The organism is Flagellimonas sp. 389, assembly GCF_018449435.1.
Taxonomy (GTDB): domain Bacteria; phylum Bacteroidota; class Bacteroidia; order Flavobacteriales; family Flavobacteriaceae; genus Flagellimonas.
The window spans coordinates 76,836-97,146 of the sequence record NZ_JAHCMU010000002.1 but is presented as its reverse complement, the minus strand read 5'-3'; the positions used below and the strand labels follow the sequence as shown (position 1 = coordinate 97,146).

General features: G+C 39.1%; 20 protein-coding genes. 10 read left to right on the top strand and 10 right to left on the bottom strand.

From position 1 onward, the window contains the following. Positions 1–3: 3 nt before the first annotated feature. From KIM67_RS02085 to KIM67_RS02070, 4 genes are all read right to left on the bottom strand, one after another. The gene (locus tag KIM67_RS02085) at positions 4–2,007 is read right to left on the bottom strand and encodes a fumarate reductase/succinate dehydrogenase flavoprotein subunit (protein WP_213829718.1); all 2,004 of its coding nucleotides are present in this window, start codon (positions 2,005–2,007) and stop codon (positions 4–6) included. 2 nt (positions 2,008–2,009) lie between these two features. After that, positions 2,010–2,678: a succinate dehydrogenase cytochrome b subunit gene (locus KIM67_RS02080; protein WP_213829717.1), complete on the bottom strand. Its 669-nt coding sequence runs from the start codon at positions 2,676–2,678 to the stop codon at positions 2,010–2,012. A 253-nt stretch (positions 2,679–2,931) separates the two neighbouring features. Further along, the gene (locus KIM67_RS02075; protein ID WP_213829716.1) at positions 2,932–3,546 is read right to left on the bottom strand and encodes an SIMPL domain-containing protein; all 615 of its coding nucleotides are present in this window, start codon (positions 3,544–3,546) and stop codon (positions 2,932–2,934) included. Positions 3,547–3,626: 80 nt separating this feature from the next. Further along, complete coding sequence (locus tag KIM67_RS02070; protein ID WP_213829715.1) at positions 3,627–4,241, bottom strand: hypothetical protein; 615 nt, start codon at positions 4,239–4,241, stop codon at positions 3,627–3,629. 250 nt (positions 4,242–4,491) lie between these two features. Here KIM67_RS02070 and KIM67_RS02065 point away from each other — a divergent pair, with 250 nt between their 5' ends. The 4 genes from KIM67_RS02065 to KIM67_RS02050 all read left to right on the top strand — a co-directional run bounded on the left by KIM67_RS02065 (position 4,492) and on the right by KIM67_RS02050 (position 8,723). Beyond that, entirely contained in the window at positions 4,492–5,232 is a 741-nt protein-coding gene (locus KIM67_RS02065) for a LytTR family DNA-binding domain-containing protein (RefSeq protein ID WP_213829714.1), read from the top strand. 7 nt (positions 5,233–5,239) lie between these two features. Continuing rightward, on the top strand, positions 5,240–6,781 hold the full coding sequence (locus KIM67_RS02060) for a histidine kinase (protein ID WP_213829713.1): 1,542 nt from the start codon (positions 5,240–5,242) through the stop codon (positions 6,779–6,781). A gap of 108 nt (positions 6,782–6,889) precedes the next feature. Beyond that, complete coding sequence (locus tag KIM67_RS02055) at positions 6,890–7,780, top strand: RimK family alpha-L-glutamate ligase (protein ID WP_213829712.1); 891 nt, start codon at positions 6,890–6,892, stop codon at positions 7,778–7,780. Continuing rightward, positions 7,758–8,723, top strand: a complete 966-nt coding sequence (locus KIM67_RS02050; protein ID WP_213829711.1) for a succinylglutamate desuccinylase/aspartoacylase family protein — start codon at positions 7,758–7,760, stop codon at positions 8,721–8,723. Before KIM67_RS02055 ends, KIM67_RS02050 begins: the two co-directional genes overlap by 23 nt. Here KIM67_RS02050 and KIM67_RS02045 read toward each other — a convergent pair. The 4 genes from KIM67_RS02045 to KIM67_RS02030 all read right to left on the bottom strand — a co-directional run bounded on the left by KIM67_RS02045 (position 8,691) and on the right by KIM67_RS02030 (position 13,067). After that, on the bottom strand, positions 8,691–9,149 hold the full coding sequence (locus KIM67_RS02045) for a hypothetical protein (protein WP_213829710.1): 459 nt from the start codon (positions 9,147–9,149) through the stop codon (positions 8,691–8,693). The two genes, KIM67_RS02050 and KIM67_RS02045, sit on opposite strands and share 33 nt — an antisense overlap. 163 nt (positions 9,150–9,312) lie before the next feature. Beyond that, positions 9,313–9,702 carry a DUF2721 domain-containing protein gene (locus KIM67_RS02040; protein WP_213829709.1) on the bottom strand — a complete coding sequence of 130 codons (390 nt, stop codon included), beginning with the start codon at positions 9,700–9,702 and terminating at the stop codon, positions 9,313–9,315. Next, positions 9,702–10,220, bottom strand: a complete 519-nt coding sequence (locus KIM67_RS02035) for an N-acetyltransferase (RefSeq protein WP_213829708.1) — start codon at positions 10,218–10,220, stop codon at positions 9,702–9,704. Before KIM67_RS02035 ends, KIM67_RS02040 begins: the two co-directional genes overlap by 1 nt. Positions 10,221–10,223: 3 nt before the next feature. Then, positions 10,224–13,067, bottom strand: a complete 2,844-nt coding sequence (locus tag KIM67_RS02030) for a glycoside hydrolase (protein WP_213829707.1) — start codon at positions 13,065–13,067, stop codon at positions 10,224–10,226. A gap of 88 nt (positions 13,068–13,155) precedes the next feature. Between KIM67_RS02030 and KIM67_RS02025 the strand changes: the two genes are divergently transcribed. From KIM67_RS02025 to KIM67_RS02005, 5 genes are all read left to right on the top strand, one after another. Then, on the top strand, positions 13,156–14,448 hold the full coding sequence (locus KIM67_RS02025; RefSeq protein ID WP_213829935.1) for an aminopeptidase P family protein: 1,293 nt from the start codon (positions 13,156–13,158) through the stop codon (positions 14,446–14,448). A 124-nt stretch (positions 14,449–14,572) separates the two neighbouring features. Continuing rightward, the gene (locus tag KIM67_RS02020; RefSeq protein WP_213829706.1) at positions 14,573–14,749 is read left to right on the top strand and encodes a hypothetical protein; all 177 of its coding nucleotides are present in this window, start codon (positions 14,573–14,575) and stop codon (positions 14,747–14,749) included. 108 nt (positions 14,750–14,857) lie between these two features. Further along, positions 14,858–15,064 carry a hypothetical protein gene (locus KIM67_RS02015; RefSeq protein WP_213829705.1) on the top strand — a complete coding sequence of 69 codons (207 nt, stop codon included), beginning with the start codon at positions 14,858–14,860 and terminating at the stop codon, positions 15,062–15,064. Continuing rightward, the gene (locus KIM67_RS02010) at positions 15,061–16,020 is read left to right on the top strand and encodes an L-threonylcarbamoyladenylate synthase (protein ID WP_213829704.1); all 960 of its coding nucleotides are present in this window, start codon (positions 15,061–15,063) and stop codon (positions 16,018–16,020) included. The genes KIM67_RS02015 and KIM67_RS02010 overlap by 4 nt, the downstream gene beginning before the upstream one ends. Before the next feature lie 100 nt (positions 16,021–16,120). Then, entirely contained in the window at positions 16,121–16,984 is an 864-nt protein-coding gene (locus tag KIM67_RS02005) for a DUF5694 domain-containing protein (RefSeq protein WP_213829703.1), read from the top strand. A gap of 24 nt (positions 16,985–17,008) precedes the next feature. On the opposite strand, the gene brnQ is transcribed toward KIM67_RS02005, so the two are convergent. Further along, complete coding sequence (brnQ, locus tag KIM67_RS02000) at positions 17,009–18,289, bottom strand: branched-chain amino acid transport system II carrier protein (RefSeq protein ID WP_213829702.1); 1,281 nt, start codon at positions 18,287–18,289, stop codon at positions 17,009–17,011. 272 nt (positions 18,290–18,561) lie between these two features. Between brnQ and KIM67_RS01995 the strand changes: the two genes are divergently transcribed. Continuing rightward, positions 18,562–18,819 (top strand): hypothetical protein, encoded by a 258-nt coding sequence (locus KIM67_RS01995; protein WP_213829701.1) that lies wholly within the window; start codon positions 18,562–18,564, stop codon positions 18,817–18,819. A 288-nt stretch (positions 18,820–19,107) separates the two neighbouring features. Here KIM67_RS01995 and thiL read toward each other — a convergent pair whose 3' ends face one another. Beyond that, entirely contained in the window at positions 19,108–20,154 is a 1,047-nt protein-coding gene (thiL, locus tag KIM67_RS01990) for a thiamine-phosphate kinase (protein WP_213829700.1), read from the bottom strand. Positions 20,155–20,311: the final 157 nt, after the last annotated feature.

Here is a 20,311-nt window from a genome sequence, read left to right as displayed (position 1 = left end):
TTTTTATTTGTAAGAACGTGTTTTTACTTTGATGTTTTCGTAGACCAAATCTTCTTTGTGCAGTTTTGCATCGTTTGGTTCTCCCATATATTCCCAAGCAGATACAAACTTAAAGTTTTCATCATCACGCAACGCTTCTCCTTCGGGGGTCTGATATTCTTCCCTAAAATGTCCTCCACAGGATTCGTTTCGTTCTAATGCATCTTTTGCAAAGAGTTCTCCGAGTTCCAAGAAATCGGCAACCCTTCCTGCTTTTTCAAGTTCTTGGTTCTTGCTATCGGGCCTACCTGGAATTTTTACGTTCTCCCAAAAATCCTTCCGTAATTCGGCAATCTCTTTGATGGCTTCTTTTAATTCTTTTGCATTACGGGACATTCCACATTTGTTCCACATGATTTTACCCAACTTCTTGTGGTAATAATCAACGGAATGTATTCCTGTACCGGACATTAATTTTTGAAGCCTGTCCGTAACATTCTTTTCGGCGGCATCAAACTCGGGAGAATCTGTGGGAATAGGCCCTGTTCTAATATCATCGGATAAATAATCCCCAATGGTGTAAGGCAATACAAAATAGCCATCTGCCAGACCTTGCATTAAGGCAGAAGCCCCAAGGCGGTTGGCACCATGATCACTAAAATTGGCCTCCCCAGCTGCATAACAACCGGGTATTGTTGTTTGTAGGTTGTAATCTACCCAAAGACCGCCCATGGTATAATGTACCGCAGGATAAATCATCATTGGGGTTTTGTACGGATTTTCGTCCACAATTTTTTCATACATCTGGAAGAGGTTACCATATTTGGCTTCCACAATTTTTTCACCTAATTCACGAATGGTGTTGTCATCGACATCTTTCATGCCCGATGTCAATGCTTTTTCTCTTCCGTAGCGCATTATTGCTGCAGAGAAATCCAAGTATACAGCTTCACCGGTTTTATTGACTCCAAAACCTGCATCACAACGTTCTTTTGCGGCCCTTGAGGCAACATCCCTCGGCACTAGATTTCCGAATGCAGGATAACGTCTTTCCAAGTAGTAATCACGTTCTTCTTCGCCCAATTGTGTTGGTTTTAATTTCCCTTCACGAATGGCTTGGGCATCCTCTAAACGTTTTGGCACCCAAATACGGCCATCGTTACGCAAAGACTCTGACATTAAGGTCAGTTTGGATTGATGGTCTCCAGAGACTGGAATACATGTTGGATGAATTTGTGTGAAACAAGGATTTGCGAAAAAAGCACCTTTTTTGTGGGCCTTCCATGCAGCCATTACGTTGGCTCCCATACAATAGGTTGAAAGGAAAAATAGATTTCCGTACCCTCCTGTTGCAAGAACTACGGCGTGCGCTGAATGTCTTTCAATTTCTCCACTGACCAAATCTCTTGCAATGATTCCTCTAGCTTTTCCATCGACCAAAACCAAATCCAACATCTCATGTCTGGTGTAGGATTTTATTTTTCCCCTTTGAATTTGTCGGTTCATTGCAGCGTAAGCACCCAACAACAATTGTTGTCCTGTTTGTCCTTTGGCATAGAATGTTCTTGACACCAAAACTCCCCCAAAAGAACGGTTGTCCAAAAGGCCACCATATTCACGGGCAAAAGGAACACCTTGTGCAACGCATTGGTCAATGATATTGGTTGAAACCTCTGCCAAACGATACACATTGGATTCACGGGAACGGTAATCCCCTCCTTTTACGGTATCATAAAACAGACGATAAACACTATCGCCATCGCCTTGATAATTTTTAGCTGCATTTACACCACCTTGGGCAGCAATGGAATGCGCTCTTCTTGGAGAATCTTGATAACAAAATGTTTTTACATTATATCCTAATTCGGCGAGTGTTGCTGCAGCCGAACCTCCTGCTAAACCAGTACCAACTATGATAATGTCAATATTACGTTTGTTGGCGGGGTTAACCAGGTCTATTTCGTTTTTATGATTTGTCCATTTATTGGCCAATGGCCCTTGTGGCTCTCTAGAATCCAATACTCCCATAATTAATGTGTTATTGGGTTAAGGTGGTGGTACAATGCTATAAAAGCAAAAGCTAAGGGTACGACCACTGCAAATAGTTTTGTAAAAGTTTTGATGGCTGGAGTGTACTTATTGTTGACACCCATACTTTGAAACGATGATGAAAACCCGTGCCATAAATGAAGACTTAGCAATACAAAAGAAACTATATAAATGATAGTTCGCCAAAAAGGGGCAAATTTCTCTACGGTCTCGGCATAGTAGCGTGTTGGGTCTTCTGGGTTGGCTTGGATGTATTTGTAGGTCATTTCATGGATCCAAAAATCATAAAAATGCAATCCTAAAAATGCAAGGATGACCAAACCGGAATAAATCATATTTCTGGATACCCAAGGGGCATTTGCACTCCCTTTATACTTGACATAACCAACACCTCTGGCATTTCTATTTTGAATCTCAAGTACAAATCCCATTACAAAGTGCACTATTACACCAATAATAAGAATTGGTTGCATAAGATATTGCACCAAAGGGTTGTACCCCATAAAATGGGAAGCTTCGTTAAAAAACTCTGGAGCTATTACAGAGGCAAAATTGATGGTAACGTGTAAAACAAGAAAAATTACTAGAAAAAGACCCGAGAGCGCCATCACGACTTTACGGGCAATCGAAGATTTTATCAATCCGCTCATTAATACTGGTTTTACCTACAAATTTACGGCACAGGTAAGTTTTTAACAAGCTTTCAACAAGACAAGGGGTCTTATTTAGATTGATTATAAGGTGGGATTGTATTTGTTGAATTTGTGTTGGGTTTTAGATATAAAAAGAAGTATAACCTTCAACAAAAAAAGAGCCCTTTTTAAAAGGGCCGGTATTATGGGTTAAACAACTTTACAAGCTTATGCTGAAGAGAAAATTTAAAAGGTTACATTGTATACTGTTTCAATCGTCCTTCAAAGCAAATGTCACCATTATTTCATATTGATAATGACCAATAGGTTTGTCATAATATAGACCTCTTGGAATTTCTTCATCCAAATAATTTCTATTGTCTTCAACACTTATTATTTTTCCAAGATTCATTCCCATGCCTTGAACTATGGCATTCGCTTTTTCTTTCGCATTGGCAAAAGCTGTTTTGGAAAGCAATGCAATTTCTTCCGCATCAAGGGTAATGTTCTGATCAAATTGTAGTCGTTGTATTCCAAAGGATTTGGATTTCATGAATTTTCGAAACGCTTCCAACGAAGTTGTTTCAAATTCGTAGATGGTACCTTCTTTATCATAGCCTAATGCTTCGTAAGCAAATTTGTCTTCTTTCAACTGTGCTAAAGAAAGTCCGTTGTTTTTGAGTACGGCATCATATTTTTCTCTCATTTGAGTCAATGTAATCGCTTCGGAAGGAAGGCTTGAGTATGCTGCGCTCAAAGTAACCGAACCTTTAAAAAGAGGTGTTTTATCAATATGAACAGCTCTACCTATTACTTGAATGGACGGTGGGTTTTGACTAAAACCGAAGTATGATACCAGCACTAAAAGAAATACTATTTTTTTCATGATTTTCATTTTTTGAACTTTTTTTGGGAGCTATTTCAACTAAAGAAAGGCTCCCAGAGATACCTGGGAGCCTAGTTCATTTATTCTTCTATACCGAAAAGCTCGGTAACTTCCTCATAAGACATCTTTGAATAATCCAAAGAACCATTTTTGGTGGTTATGCCTCCCGGACCAGAAGTGTCCACGGGAATCTCTCCAGGAATTATGATGTATCTGTAATCATCGAATATATCAAAATCATTGTTTTCCCCACCGGGAGCTATACCGGCCAATCTGATTTCACCTCCATTAATAGTATAGGTATATCGGATTCCAGATGCAGTGACATATGGGAGTGGGAATACTTCGACGCCGTTAAAAATTAAAACATCGCCTCTACCATATACCAAAACGGTGCTCGTCTCTAAGTCGACACCCAAACTAGTTATCTCTTCTGCACTTGCAAGCGTACTTAACTTTTGTAGTATTCCACCACCCGGCGTAAAACCATTGGGAATCCAATCTGAATAAATTACATTGGCCGTACCTGTCTCTCCCTGTTCGCCCTGAGCTCCGTCTGCGCCAGCTGGTCCTTGTTCACCTTGTGGGCCAGCAGGACCTGCAGGTCCAGTTTCACCATCTTCGGCAGAACATGATGCTATCAATAGCCCCACTATGACTAAATGAATTAAACTTTTGATTCTTCTTGTTTTCATAATGAATATTTATAGTTGAGGTTTCGAAAGTAGAATGCACGCTTACAAAGCCTTTGACGATGATGATACTATGTGCCAACCAATTTATTTGTGCGTACTTTTAGTGTATAACTGGAATATTTAACGAGTTAAAACCTCATTTTGCAGCTGATACAGCAAAATCACCATTTGTACATCAATATGGGTCACTGATAATAATACAGGATCGATTGTTGGTTACAGCATGTATTTTGAATCAAAACTTGACGATATGATGAGAGCAATCGTAGTGGATGATGAAATCGCTGCCATTAACAGCCTTACGTGGGAGCTGCAAAAATTCTCGGATGTAATTACCGTGATAGAAACATTTACCTCTGCCAAAGAGGCCCTTTCGGGAATCAATTACCTAAAACCGGATTGTGTCTTTTTGGATATAGAAATGCCGGAAATGAACGGGTTTACCTTGTTGCAAAAATTGGATTATCGAAATTTTGCGGTTATAATTACTACAGCGTATAACCAATATGCCATTCAGGCCATAAAGGAAAGTGCTCTTGATTATTTGTTAAAGCCAATTGATGGTGATGAGATAAAAGAGGTTATTGAAAAATTGAAAAAAACGAACGATGCAGATAGCTTTCACCTTCACTTTAAGGAAACCATAGATGCACTTTCTAAAGCCAGTGCACCACAAATGCTCCAGATTCCCGTAAATGGGAAAATACTGTTTATTCGTACCAACGAGATAGTCTATTGTGAATCTGATGGTAATTATTCTAAAATTTATCTGGAATCTTCAGAAAGTCTTTATGTTTCCAAAAAGCTAAAAGAACTGGAAGATATGTTGACCGATTCCACTTTTTTTAGGGTACACAATTCTTATATTATACATACCTTAAAAGTGACAGAATATCTGCGGGCAGAAAACTATGTGGTGCTATCCAACAAGAAAAAAATCCCAGTATCCCGACTTAAAAAAGAAGCATTTTTAAACAAAATGGCCCTTTAAAAATAGTATGGCAGAGCAAGAGGGTATCATAGGTTTTCTAGAGAACAGCAATGAAAACGGTTTTGGCTTTTTAGTTGTTACCGTCCTGTTTTACTTGTGCGTCTTTTTTCTCATTCAATATTTTCAACATAAAAAAAGGTTTTACCTGCTATATAGTTTGTACACATTTATCAATGGTATCACGCTTCTTAAATATATTGATGGCGTATTCTTTTCGGACTTTTTTGATACCGTAGCTGGTAAAAGCTTTGTTCAATGGTCACACTATCCATCTCAACTATTTGGAACCATTTTGTTCACCTATTTTATTTTGGAGATTATGCAGCTAAAAAACAGCTACCCAAAAGCCATTAAAATCATTGATTATTATTATTTGGTATTGGGTGTTGTATACTTAATTCTATGGAGTTTGTATATAGTTGACAAAACCTCATTTCTGATAGATTATTTTCATGCATTTGTTTTCATTCCTGTAGGGTATTTGGTCTTTTTCTGGGTACTCTATTTGGTGTATAAACAAAAAATGGCCATTAAATGGTATATACTGAGCGGTATGCTTGTTTTGGCGACTACGTACTTTATAATTTTTCTCTATTCATTTCAAAACTTAGCGGCGAATAGCCAGACACTGTATATTTTTTACATAGGTATTTTAATAGAAAGCCTTTTGTTTGCCCTTGCTATTGGGTTGGAACAGAAAATTGTTTATGATGAAAAGGCAGTAGTACAGGAGAAGTACATAAAACAGCTGGAAGAAAATCAAACGATAAAGGAAAGCATAAATAGAACCCTTTCTGAAGAATTGAGCCAAACCCGATTTGAAATTGAAGATATTACCGCCGAGGCACAACGGGAGCGTACGGAAAAATTGACCATGAAGTTTGAGAACAAATTTTCACAACTTCGGCTCAATGCAATACGAAGCCAAATGAGCCCTCATTTTATATTCAATGCGCTCAATTCTATTAAATCCTACTTTATAGAAAATAATAGGGAAAAGGCCATTTTTTACTTGACCAAGTTTTCCAAACTGATACGAAGTATTTTAGAGAGTTCTAGAAAAGAACAGATTTCACTAAAAGAAGAGCTGGATATTCTGAAGATGTATGTTGAAATAGAAAGTGATCGATTTAAAAATGATATTGATTTTTCTATTGATGTGGAGGACGAGATTGCTTTGGATGAGGTGCAGATACCTGCGCTTATTTTACAGCCTTTTGTAGAAAATGCCATATGGCATGGGCTTTCCACTAAAAAAGGAAAGAAATTATTGAGCCTACATATTGAAAGAGGCAAAACTATAGGAACCTTAGCGATAAAAATAAAAGACAATGGAGTAGGTAGAAAGGTCACCCAAGCACGGAACGCTGAAAACTCTTTTAAAAAACAATCTTTGGGGCTTACTTTGGTTAGGGACAGGTTGGAATTGTTTTCAAAAAAAGTAGGCAAGCCTTATCAATATACCATTCAAGATTTAGTGGATAAATCTTCGAACCAACCCTTGGGGACCCTAATCGAGATTACGCTTCCCGAAATTGGATTAGCCTAAAGCCTAGACCAGCAAGTCCATTATTCTATTTTATCAATAATGTAAATCAGCCATATTATAAATTTTACCGATATTGAAGGCAAGTTTAGAACTACTTAAGCAAAGCCTGTGGACATTGCCATTTTATCCGTTAGCCTTAATGTACACTCCACTAGAAGAATAGTTGAGGAAGGACAAAAAGCCGGTCATTATGTAGAACTGATAGACCACACCAAATGCTCGGTAAAGTTAGGGGATGACAAGCCCAGAATCTATTTGGACGATGAAGATGTAACAGGCGAGTTTGATGCTATCATTCCCCGAATTGGGGCCAAGGTGACCCGTCATGGTGCAGCGATTGTAAAACAGTTCGAGATGAACAATGTTTTCAGTACTGCCCGCTCCTTGGGTATAACACGTGCCAGGAACAAAGTACGGACCCTTCAGATTATGGCAAGAAAGGGTATTCCCATTCCAGAAACCGTATTCTCCATCAATCCAGATAATATTGATGAACAGATAAAACTGTTGGGAGGACCACCCGTAATTATAAAATTGCAAGAAGGTACCCAAGGACTGGGAGTTATTTTAGCCGAAAGCAAAAAGTCGGCTAAGTCGATTATAGACACTTTTTACAAAATGGATACAAGTATTCTCTTGCAACAATATATTGAAGAAGCCAACGGTGAGGATATTCGCATCATTGTTGTGGGCAACAAAGTTGTTGCCAGTATGAAACGAACCAGTGATTTTGACGATTTTAGGTCCAATGTGCATAGAGGAGCGCATGCAGTTGCTATAAAACCAACAGCTAAAGAACAGTTTATTGCCTTAAACGCGACCAAGCATTTAGGTTTAGGCGTAGCAGGGGTAGATTTAATGAGGTCTAAAAAAGGCCCCGTTCTTATAGAAGTGAACGCTTCGCCAGGCCTAAAGGGAATAGAGGCCGCTACAGGAGTAAATGTCGCAAAGCAGATTATTCAATTTGTAGAGAAAAATGGGTATAGAAGAAGAAAGTAAGGACATTCATATAAACGGAACCACCATTTCGGCAGGGCAGAACAAACTTGTCCATATTACTATTGCCCGTTTGCCCACAGGCACACTGATAGATATTCCGGTACATGTTTTTAACAGCAAAAAAGAAGGCCCGACCGTATTGGTACAAGCAGGGTTGCATGGCGATGAAATCAATGGTGTTGAAACGCTTCGCAGGATGTTGCAGGATGGGCAATTCAAGATTAAAAAAGGAGCAGTGATCGTTGTTCCCATTTTAAATGTATTCGGATTTATACACTTTTCAAGAGATGTGCCGGACGGCAAAGATGTTAACCGTAGTTTTCCGGGAAGTCGTAACGGCTCTCTGGCCAGTAGGATTGCCTACCATTACACCAATGAAATTTTGCCTCAAATCGATTTTGGTATCGATTTGCACACTGGTGGAGGATTTAAGCACAATTTCCCTCAAGTGAGGTATACCCAAGAAGACGAAAAAAGTAAGGATTTGGCAGAAATGTTCAATGCACCCTTTTATTTCCCATCAAGATTGATTGCCGGTTCTTTTAGAAAAACTGCATTCAAAATGAACAAACCAATACTGGTTTATGAAGGTGGGGAAAGTATGCGTTTTGATGAAAAATCAATAGAAGTAAGTGTTCAGGGAATAAAAAATATTTTGATTGGAATGGAAATGATTTCTGGAAAAACTCCAGAAAATAAATCGGTTCATTTTGATGCAACGCGATGGGTTCGTGCTTCAAAAGCAGGTATGTTCATTCCAGAAGTTGAAAATGAAAGCAGCGTTTTAAAAGGGCAGGTCTTGGGAATGATTACAGATACCTATGCTAAAAAACCAAAAAAAATAAAAGCACCCTTTGATGGACATGTTTTCTGTATTAATCACCAAGCCGTGGTAAATCAAGGGGACGCATTATTCCATTTGGGAAGAAATATTGGTAATTAGTGAAGCCGTTTCCTTTTGTTTAGAAATTTTGTCGAGGCTCCAAGCAATGGCCTCCTCCAGATCGGAGAATTGCCGTATAGAATTTTGAAAGAACATACGCTCAAGAAGAAGGCTTGTAAAACTACCTTTGGTGTTTCCTACAACAGAATAAAAATTGAGTTGGTGCCTATTTTTATAAAATTTTGCCCAATCTCCCGGAACTACAAAATAATCATTGACCCTGTTGGAAATGTAAGCGACGGGAATGTCTTTTCCATAAAATTCATGAGCGGCATCCACTACCTTTTTGGCCATGTTCCAATTAAAGGTTACCCCATTATTGATTTCTGATATGACAAGGCCATCGAAAAAGTAGAACATGCCGAATTCATACTCCCGTATCTCCCGTATTTTTTTAAAAAACGTTATATCCCTTACACGTTTCATAGCAAAAACTGTATTTAAAAAAGTGATAGTAAAGATATTAATATCGTGAAATTTTACGTGAAAGGATTAGATGGCGGTATTGGGTAAAGTTTCTGACTTTTGTTAAAGAAAACTTAAATAACCCCGTGGTCGAAATGCATTAAATAAAGGTAATCTGTAGATATTATTTCTCCATAGTGTTCAATTGAATACCCAAAGCCTTTGTGGATAACTGTACTTCGATCAGTGACAAAAGCAACGAAACGATCAGAGCAATTAAACTAGCCCCAAAAACAATATTGGCCCACAGGGTCAGTTCTACATAGATTAGGGACATTGTGATTACCGCCAGCAAAAAACTAATGATGGCCATGGCCTGCATATTCTTAATAATCCCCAATCTTTTGCGTAATTGGGAAATCTGTTTTTTTAGCGGTGATGTGGCGTCTTCGGAATATTGTTTGTGCAACTGCCTAATCAAAGCAGCTATTGCCAAATAGCGGGCATTGTAAGCCAACATCGTTAGTGAAATCGCTGGAAATAGCAGTGCTGGAATACTAAGGGTAAGGTGCATTATTTTAAATAATTAGGATTGAACCAAGTCATGTGAAGAGGGGTTTCCAACTTGGATTTAGAATTAAATATTTTATGTTGCTGTCTCCCTTCGTTTATAAAACCTAAACTTTTATAAAAAGCAACATTACGTTTGTTGTGTTCCCTCGTATAAAGTTCTACTCTTAAGATATGATGGAATTCGGTCTTTACAATTTCCAGAAATGTTTGGAAAAGCTTTTTTCCAATGCTTTTTCCTTGAAATTCTGGATATATAGCAATCGTCAAATCTGTTAAGATATGTTGGAATGCATAAATTGAGGGGGTATATGCATGGATTTCTCCAACAATGCTATTTTTACTTTTTGTAAAAAGCACGAGTCCGTTCTCGAGGGATTTTTCATAAAAACCATTAATATAATTTGCTGTGATTTCATGTCTTTTTCTGATGATTCCATCAGGAATCGTCACTACTTTTTTAAACAAGTTCAATAGTTCCTTTTCGTGGCCTATTTCCGCCTCGCAAATACTAACTTCCATGTATCACTCAACCTTGAATTCAACTTTTTCTGTTTGTCCATTTCCCGAAATCTCAACGACATAACTTCCTTTGGGTAAATAGGTCTTTCCGTTTTTGGCTTCCGTCAGCTTCATTTTGTTTTTCTTCAGAAAATTGCTTTTTCCTTTTTTGGTAAAGGCCAAATCGTATGAAAGCATGTTCAGTCCTTTACTGGCTTCCATTTCAGTATAGCTTACTTCGGTACCTTTGGCAGTGCTCACCTTTGCAATATAGCTTCCTTCCTTCGAACTATAAAAGGTAACATCCAATCCAGGAGTATTGGGTTTTCTCCATGAGCTCCAAGAATTTCCCCAGTTTTTGGAATGTTTTATAGCATCGACATCAAAAACCATCAATTCTTTGGAAAGTATTTTTGAGGTAACTTGTTGAAGGGCTTTTATATCCACCTTATAGATGCTACGACCATGTGTGCCAACCAGTAAGTGTTTAGCTTCTGGTTGTATGACCAAATCGTGCACTGCTACGTTGGGGATTCCATTTTGGAACAATTCCCAAGATTCTCCTCTATTAAAACTAGTGTACAGCCCATTATCGGTACCGACAAACAATAAATCTTCATTCTCTGAATCTTCCACCAAAGCATTTACCGGAGAAGTTGGGATGTTATTTGAAATGCTCTTCCAACTTTTACCATAATCATCGCTCATAAAAACATACGTTGTAAAATCATCGGAGCGATAGCCATTCAAAGTAACATAAACCCGTTCCTTTTTATGCTTGGATGCAGCCACTTCGGTCACCCATAAGTTTTTTGGGAAGCTAGAGGAGATATTTTCCCAACTTCCGCCTCCATTTTTGGATATATGCACCAATCCATCATCACTGCCCGTATACAGCAGACCAAACTTGAATGGAGATTCAGAAATGGTGGTCAAAGTCCCATAAGCTACATTTCCCTTTTTTCCACCTTGGGTCAAATCATTGGAAATGGCTTCCCAATCATCACCTTGGTTTAAGGAGCGGTGTAATTTATTTCCGCCCAGATACACAATATCCTGATTGTGCTTTGACAATAAAATGGGTGTCTGCCAATTAAACCGATAGGGAGATTCGCCTAACTCGTGTTTGGGTTGAATGTATTTTCTGGCACCAGTTTCCAAATTCAAGCGATAGTAATTTCCAAATTGAAAACCAGTATAGACCACATCGGAATCCCTATCGTCTATCTGAACTTGCATGCCATCACCACCCATGATCATTTCCCAAGGATTCTTTCCTGTCTGATGCCAAAGCCTATTGTCCTCATTGTTGTGCGCGCCTTTCCAGACCCCATTGTCCTGCAGTCCGCCATAGACATTGTACGGTTTCTCATGATCTACATTAATGGCATAAAACTGGCCAACTTTTGGTGAATTGTTTTTCATCCATGTTTCACCATCATCATACGTAATGTTTACGCCACCATCATTTCCATTGATGAGGTGTTCGGGCATTTTTGGATTTATCCATAGTGCATGATGGTCGGCATGTACGTTTTCTTTTCCAATCGATGTGTAGGTGTTCCCACCATCTTCAGACTTGATCAGGGGAACACCTGCTAAATAAATATGGTCTTTATTACTTGGATTTACCCGTATCTGGGCAAAATAATAACCATAACTATAGAAAAGGTCGTCGATGTAGTTTTCGTTCATTTTCTTCCAGGTCGCCCCAGAATCATCACTTCGATATACTTCGGCACCAACAACGGGTGTATCGAATAATAGCGAGTTTGCGTTCTCCAAGTAGTTGGAAAGATCGACCGGCTGTACCGTTCCGCTTCGTACCATTTGCTTCACGTTTTCTGCCCGATATTTTTCTTGAAATCCATTGGTTTTTAAGTAGTCGTTCAGTTTTTTGTTGTCCAAGGCGAGGAATGCTTCTTTCCCCATCGTTTTAAAATCATCCTTGGTAAGCTCGTCCTTTTTCTCAACAGTTTTTTTCTCACGTCTAAACTGGCTGTCATGAATGGCGTAGACCGTGTTTTCATCAAAAACTGCCAAGCCAATCCTACCAACACCATCGCCTGTTGGAAAGCCACTTTCTGGAGTGGTAATCAAATTCCAGGTACTTCCGCCATCGATACTTTTATAAATTCCCGAAGAAGAACCGTTTCCTATAAAGTTCCAGGCTTTTCTATCCTTTTCCCAAGCTGCGGCATACTGTATATTGAAATTATTGGGTGCATGTGCTACATCGATAATTCCGGTTTTATCGTTTACAAAAAGTGTTTTTTGCCATGATGCACCCCCATCCGTGGTTTTATAAATTCCCCTTTCTTCGTTTGGCGTGTACAAATGTCCTGTAACCCCAGTGATGACTTCATCTGGGTTTGTGGGATTGATTAAAATCCGACCAATATGGTGGGAGTCGGGCAGCCCCATATTTTGCCATGTCTTTCCCTTATCGGTTGATTTGAGAATGCCGATACCGGCGTAAGAAGAACGTGAAGCATTGTTTTCGCCCGTACCTACCCAAAGTGTTCCACTTGCCCAATCCACCGCAATATCTCCAATATTTTGGGTGTTGGATTCATCCATTACGGGAGTGAAGGAGATACCATTGGTATTGGTGTGCCAAAGTCCGCCAGAGGCATAGGCCACATAAAATTCCGTTGGGTTGTCTGGGTTGACTTCCAAATCGACTACACGGCCGCTCATTACCGAAGGCCCAATATTTTTAAGTGGAATGTTTTTAACCAAAGAGGTTTCGGCCATTTTGGTTTTTTGCTCCAAAGCCTGTAGAACTTTATCAGCAGAAGTAGTTGCTTCTTGACCAGTTATAAGTTGAAAAAATAGAATAAAAAAAGGAAGTAAAAACCGTTTCATTTAGTCAGGGATTAATTTTGATACGGAAGGTATGAATTTGTCTTCGGTATCGCAATTAACTACTTTTGAAGAAATCGATTTTAGCCTTATGAAATACCACCAAATAGATAGTAAACTCTTTATACAGAACCGTAAAAAATTCATGGCACAAATGAAGCCAAAAAGTATTGCGGTATTCAACTCCAACGATGTTTATCCCATTAGCGCGGACAGTACCATGCCTTTTGAGCAGCACAGGGATATTTTTTATTTAAGCGGAGCTGACCAAGAAGAGACCATTCTGTTGCTTTTCCCGGATGCTATGGATAAAAAACATAGAGAAGTACTATTTGTTCGTGAGACCAATGCACATATTGCTGTTTGGGAAGGTGAAAAATTGACGAAGGAAAAAGCTACGGAAGTATCTGGAATCGAAACAATTTATTGGTTATCGGATTTTGATAAAATCTTCTTTGATTTGATGACCGAAGCGGAAATCATATACTTCAACACCAACGAACATTACAGGCAAGCGGTGGAGACCCAAACACGGGAAGATCGCTTTATAGCGAAATGTAAAAAGGACTTTTCAGCGCACCAGTGGGCGAAGAGCAATCCTATTCTGCAAGAAATACGTGGTGTAAAAGAACCCGAAGAGATTTCGCTTTTGCAGCAAGCCTGTGATATTACCGAAAAAGGATTTCGTAGGATTTTGCAATTTACCAAACCAGGTGTTTGGGAATATGAAATGGAAGCAGAATACCTGCACGAGTTTATCCGTAACCGCTCCAAAGGATTTGCCTATACTCCAATTATCGCTTCTGGCAATAATGCCAATGTGCTCCACTATATAGAGAACAACCAGCAGGTAAAGGACGGAGATTTAATTTTGATGGATGTTGGTGCGGAATATGCCAACTATTCTAGCGACATGACAAGAACCATTCCCGCAAACGGAAAATTCACAGACCGACAGAAAGAGGTATACAATGCAGTACTTCGGGTAAAAAATGAAGCGACCAAACTTTTAGTGCCGGGAACCTTATGGGCAGAGTACCATAAAGAGGTCGGTAAAATAATGACTTCTGAACTTTTGGGATTGGAATTATTGGATAAAGCCGACGTGCAGAACGAAGACAAAAACTGGCCAGCCTATAAAAAGTACTTTATGCACGGTACCAGTCATCATATTGGTTTGAACACCCATGATTATGGAGAATTGAAAACACCAATGAAACCCAATATGGTATTCACTGTAGAACCGGGGATTTATATTCCTAAAGAGCAAATGGGGATTAGAATTGAAGATGACGTAGTGATTCAAGAAACGGGAGAACCGATTAATTTGATGAAAAATATTCCTATTGAGATCGAAGAAATTGAAGAGTTGATGAACGCTTGACAGTTGTTCGTTATTTTTGGTATTCTGAGGTCTGAGGTCTGAGGTCTGAGGTCTGAGGTCTGAGGTCGGAAGTCGGAAGTCGGAAGTCGGAAGTCGGAAGTCGGAATATAAAATGTATTAAGATATGAAACCAATCCTTTCCTTTATCGCGCAGCAGCCCAACATTGAAGAAAAAATAAAAGAAGCTCCAGACAGCGCTTATGAGATAGGTGTGACCATCGGCAGTTATTTGCCCTTTGTGGTTTTGATTGGGATTGCATATGCCATATATTATTACAACAAGAAGAATAGGGGGTCTTGATGATTGTCAGTTTTCAGTTATCAGAAGCCAGATGTCAGTAGAAAGTTTTGGTCGATAGATGAAGGATAAAAGGTATTGGGTTGAAGGGTAAAGAGTGTTGGTGCAAAATTGATTTTTTCTTTAGAAAAACACACTTTTGAACAACGAACAACGAACAACGAACAACGAACAACGAACAACGAACAACGAACAACGAACAACGAACAACGAACAACGCCCGTGCTGAGCGGAGCTGAAGCAAACAACGCGCTCCCTTGCAAAATCATCGAAAATAGCCCACCTTTGCCCGTCCAAAAAAGTAAATACAAAGGATGACCAGAATAGCCAAAGACATATCGAAAGCTATTGAAGTTTTGAATGCAGAAGACGTGGTTGCCATCCCAACGGAGACCGTCTATGGACTGGCTGGAAATATTTACAGTGAAAAAGCCATAAAAAAGATTTTTGAGTTAAAACGGCGGCCTTTGTTCAATCCCTTGATTGTTCATGTAGATTCCATAGAGCGTATGGAAGAAATTGTGAGCCATGTTCCTGATAAAGCAAAACGGCTGGCCAAAGCTTTTTGGCCCGGTTCCCTGACCTTGATTTTACCAAAAAAAGATACGGTTCCCGATTTGGTCACTGCAGGAAAAGATACTGTTGCGGTGAGAATTCCCAAGCATCTGGTTACGCTGGAATTATTGCAACGTCTAGATTTTCCTCTGGCAGCGCCCAGTGCAAATCCGTTTGGTTCCATTAGCCCTACCAGTCCACTTCATGTAGAGTACTATTTTGGAGACAAACTTTCCATGGTTTTGGATGGGGGAGATTGTGAGAATGGGATAGAGTCCACGATTATAGGATTCGAAAACGGAAAACCAGTTTTGTACAGATTGGGTTCCATAGCCATGGAGGATATCATAAATGTTATTGGAGAAATCGAAGTAAAAAACAAAAAAGAAAATGCGCCCAATGCGCCCGGGATGTTATCAAGGCACTACGCTCCCAATACAACAACATTTTTAGTGGATGATGTTGAAGCCTTCATAAGCGATAAGCTTGACAAAAAAATTGGGGTCTTACTTTTTAGTAAGAAGATGGATAACCCAAATCTTGCGCATCAGGAAGTTTTATCAAGTTCAGGAAGTCTTAAGGAAGCCACTTCCAAATTATATGCAACCTTACACAAAATGGATAAATTGGATTTGGATATGATTGTTGCTGAACGGTTTCCCGATAAGGGATTGGGAAAATCCATTAATGATCGGTTGGAAAGGGCGACAAAAAAGTAGAAGCATTCCATAAAATAGAACGGATTTTGATTCTTAAATGGAAATTATCGAACTTCTGGCCCCAATCGAACATAATCAATCAAACCATTACAAATTTAGGATGAAAAAAGTACGACCAAGGTTTTTATTTACAATGTTATCTTTCCTCTTTTCCCAAAGTTTTCTATTAGGACAAGCCGCCGATATGGTGAACGGAAGTACAGAGATCATTTTGTTGGGAACGCTACACTTTAATCAATTTCAAAACCCAACTTCCCCATCAACAGATTTTTCGGGAGCACTTAGGCAGCAAGAATTTAAGGATGTCGTGGATAGTTTATCCAGATTTGGTCCAGATGCCATTTTTATAGAACGTGAACCCAAGCAGCAATCCAAAATCGATAGTCTTTTCAAGTTGGATGCATTGAATCATAGCATTCTTTCGGATGGACTTAGTGAAGTATATCAAATTGGATTTAAGTTGGCAAAAAAGAATAAGTTGCCGACCGTTTATGGGATAGACCACTACGAAAGTGTATCGCAAAACCTATTTGAAAATGGTGAAAATCTTGAGGTTTTTGCAGATTCTTTAAAGGCGTTTCAAAATATAGGCCGAGCGATTACAAAAAAATTTCTTCAAGGAAAAACAACCATTGGTCAGTTTCTTTCGGAATTGAATACCCCAGAAAATATAAAGATGTCTTACCGCCTCTTCTTTAATACACCGGCATATGTGACTAACGGTAATTTTAAAAATGAAGAAGAGTTTGAAGGAATTGATACTAATTTTATAGGGGCAGAGTACATTTCTTTGTTCTATAAGCGGAACCTTAAGATGTATTCAAATATCCTGAAGGTTCAAAGAAAGACCAATGCAAAGCGAGTCATCGTTATTTTAGGTCAAGTGCATGTAGGGGTCATTCAACAAATGTTGGAAGAAAATCCAAAGTTTAACGTTGTTTCTCCCAATCGGTTTTTGGAATAAATCTGATTACTTTGAATGTGTTCGTCAATCTTTCTTCTGGGTAGCTAAGGATTTAAGGTTTGTTAGAAAGAAGGCAACCAAAGCAGGAAGTACCCAACCCATATGAAATTGGCTGAGTGGCACCCATTTGGCAATGCCAGAAATAGATTCTCCTAGGCCAACACTTCCTAGAAAATCGGGAATGCTGAATAGTATTGTGGTCAAGACCACTCCTTTAAAAACCCGTGGGGAAGCATATTGTTCTGGCACTACATTTAACACGATTAGAACAATAGTGATAGGGTAAATAAACATAAGCGCCGGTAAGGCTACTGCAATAATATACCCCACATTGAACTGACCCATTAAAACGCCAAGAATACAACCAATAATCGCTGTAATGCCATATGCTCGTCCAGAATTATTAAAACGTCCTCTTATAAAGTCTGCCGTTCCCGTTACAATGCCAACAGCTGTTGTAAAACACGCCAAACTCACTAAAATGCTCAGTAGCAGGTTAGCGGTATTTCCCAACATGTTTAAACTAATACCGCTTAAAAGCGCAGTTCTAGAAATCTCAGCATCAAAGGAATCATGGAATAGTGCTCCTGTAATGATAAGTCCTGTGTAGATTAAAAAAAGACCAAGTCCGGCTAACCACCCTGCTTTTCTTATGATGTTTTTCTTGGCTTCGTACGTGGCAGAACGATCTTTTAAATTGATAGAGATGATGATAACCCCACCTACGACCACTGCACCAATGGCATCAAACGTTTGGTAACCCTCTAACACTCCATGTGCAAATGGACTGGCAAATGTTACGGCCCCAAAATCAAAATCCAAGGTAAAAATTGAAGCACCGATTATCAATAATAGGATGGTAAGTATTGCCGGAGTAAGAAACTTGCCCACTATGTCTAAAATTTTGGAACGGTTTACCACAAATACATAGACCAAAGCAAAATAAACAATACTTGTTATGAGGGATGAAGAGTCCCAAATAGGTTGAATGGCCATTTCATGAGTTACAGATGCTGTTCTTGGTGAGGGTAGCGATATGGAAATAGCATATACAACATAACAATAGACAAGGCTGAATGTTGGGGATACCTTTTTGGCAAAGTCGAACATGGTACCCTGAAGTCTGGCATGGGCCAAGATCCCCAATATCGGAATCAGTACCGCAGAAAGACAGAACCCCAAAGCCACTAACCACCATAAGTCACCAGATTTAAATCCGAGTTGTGGAGGAAGAATGAGATTGCCTGCGCCAAAGAATAAAGAGAAAAGTGCAAATGCGGTGATTGCAATTGATTTCTTAACCATATGTTGTTAATAATTTCTTTGTTAAAGTAAATGAAAAAACTATCTTTAAGCAACGTGTTTGAACGCCCGAATATAACGTTTTGTCGATAAGTGTGTATTTCATCGAAAAAAAGTACTTACAAATAAATTCATAAAATAAAAAGTTATTAACAGTCGTTCCTTAAGTATCGTCCAATTAAAAATTGACATATATAATATAAAATTACAGTAAAACATTATTGCATGTATCGATTCCCAAATCGAACCAATGCTTTCCCAAACAAAACCAGCTTATGAATACTTCTACTATCCACCATGGCAACAAATTATCCGCTTTCTTTTGCAGTCTCTTCGGACATCATTATGTAGTTTCTAGAAAAGTAACAGGACACATTAAAGAGTATAAGTGCCTACACTGTCAAAAACAGGTTACTACCGACGTGAGCGGCAAGCTTTCTGCATTGACCCCTCAAATGCAGGAGATCAATAGTACTTTAGAAGATATGTACCGTAAAAGACACAACAGGCAGCAAGTCTCTCAAGTGGCTTAAAACAAAACATTTCTCTTTTAGAAAGATTTCAAGGGCTGTTCCCGGAAATCAAGAAAGCGCTTTGCCTATTCAGTCGCGTGCCCCAAGACCGTTTAGCGAGAAATGCCCTTGGTTTTCGGGATTTTTTATTGAACTCATTTAAATTTTTTTAATCGGCTAAAAAATTGGCCTTTTTCACACTTTCATTGCTATTTTTTCTTTCCGTAGCCCAGCTATGCAATTAAAAAACACCTTCAAAAGAGCAAAAAAATCCTAATTTTCGCCTCAATCCAAAAGGTTTAAATAAGTTCATTCCGAAAATGAATTCCAACCCTGCGCCGATATGGGAACTTTTGTATCTCCTCTTGTTATTAAATGTGCCCCCTCGTTACTGGAAGTCATGTGTCCGATAACCGTTAAATTAGGATTGCCCTTTATTTTTTCGAAATCATTTTGGTCAATAGTGAACAACAGCTCATAATCTTCTCCACCACTTAGAGCAATAGTTGTGGAATCCATTTTAAATTCCTCGGAAGCGGACATCACTGTTGGATCCAAAGGAATTTTATCTTCAAAAAGATTACAGCCCACATTGCTTTGTTCACATAAATGCAAAATTTCTGAGGACAATCCATCACTAATATCGATCATGGCCGTTGGTTTTACCTCAAGCTTTTCCAACAAATCAATAATATCTTTTCTAGCTTCAGGTTTCAACTGTCGCTCTACGATGTAAGAGTAAGGCTCCAAATCGGGTTGGTTGTTGGGATTGACCTTAAAGACCTCTTTCTCGCGTTCCAGTACTTGAAGCCCAAGGTATGCCCCGCCAAGGTCACCACTCACCACTAAAAGATCATTTGGTTTTGCCCCGCTTCGGTATACAAGTTCCGCTTCTTCAGCCACCCCCACGGCAGTAACACTTATTAGCATCCCTCTGGTCGATGAAGTCGTATCTCCCCCTACCAGATCAACATTGTAAAGCCGACAGGCCATGGCCACTCCAGCATAAAATTCTTCGAGCGCTTCCAAGGGAAATCGGTTGGAAACTGCTATGGAGACTGTTATTTGGGTAGCCAGAGCGTTCATGGCATATACATCCGATAGGTTAACGATAACAGACTTGTAGCCTAAATGCTTCAAGGGCATGTAACTTAAATCAAAATGCACCCCTTCTACAAGCATGTCCGTGGTAATCACTGTTTTTTTTCCGTTGAGGTCCAAAACGGCTGCATCATCACCAATGCCTACCAATGAGGAGTTATGTTTCAAATTAAAATCTTTGGTGAGGTGTTTTATCAAACCAAATTCTCCCAAATTTTCCAAAGCCGTTCTCTGCTGATTTTTATCTTCTAACATTTTGCAAAAGTAAACATGATAATTAAAAATTTAGCGCTTGTTCGAACAAGATGCTAAACCTTTTGTAGAACAGTAGTTAGCGGCTTGGGAGACTTGAAAGTGAAAATAGTATCTTAAGCATGGTTTTTCCATAGAGAACTCCTATTGAATCATACGT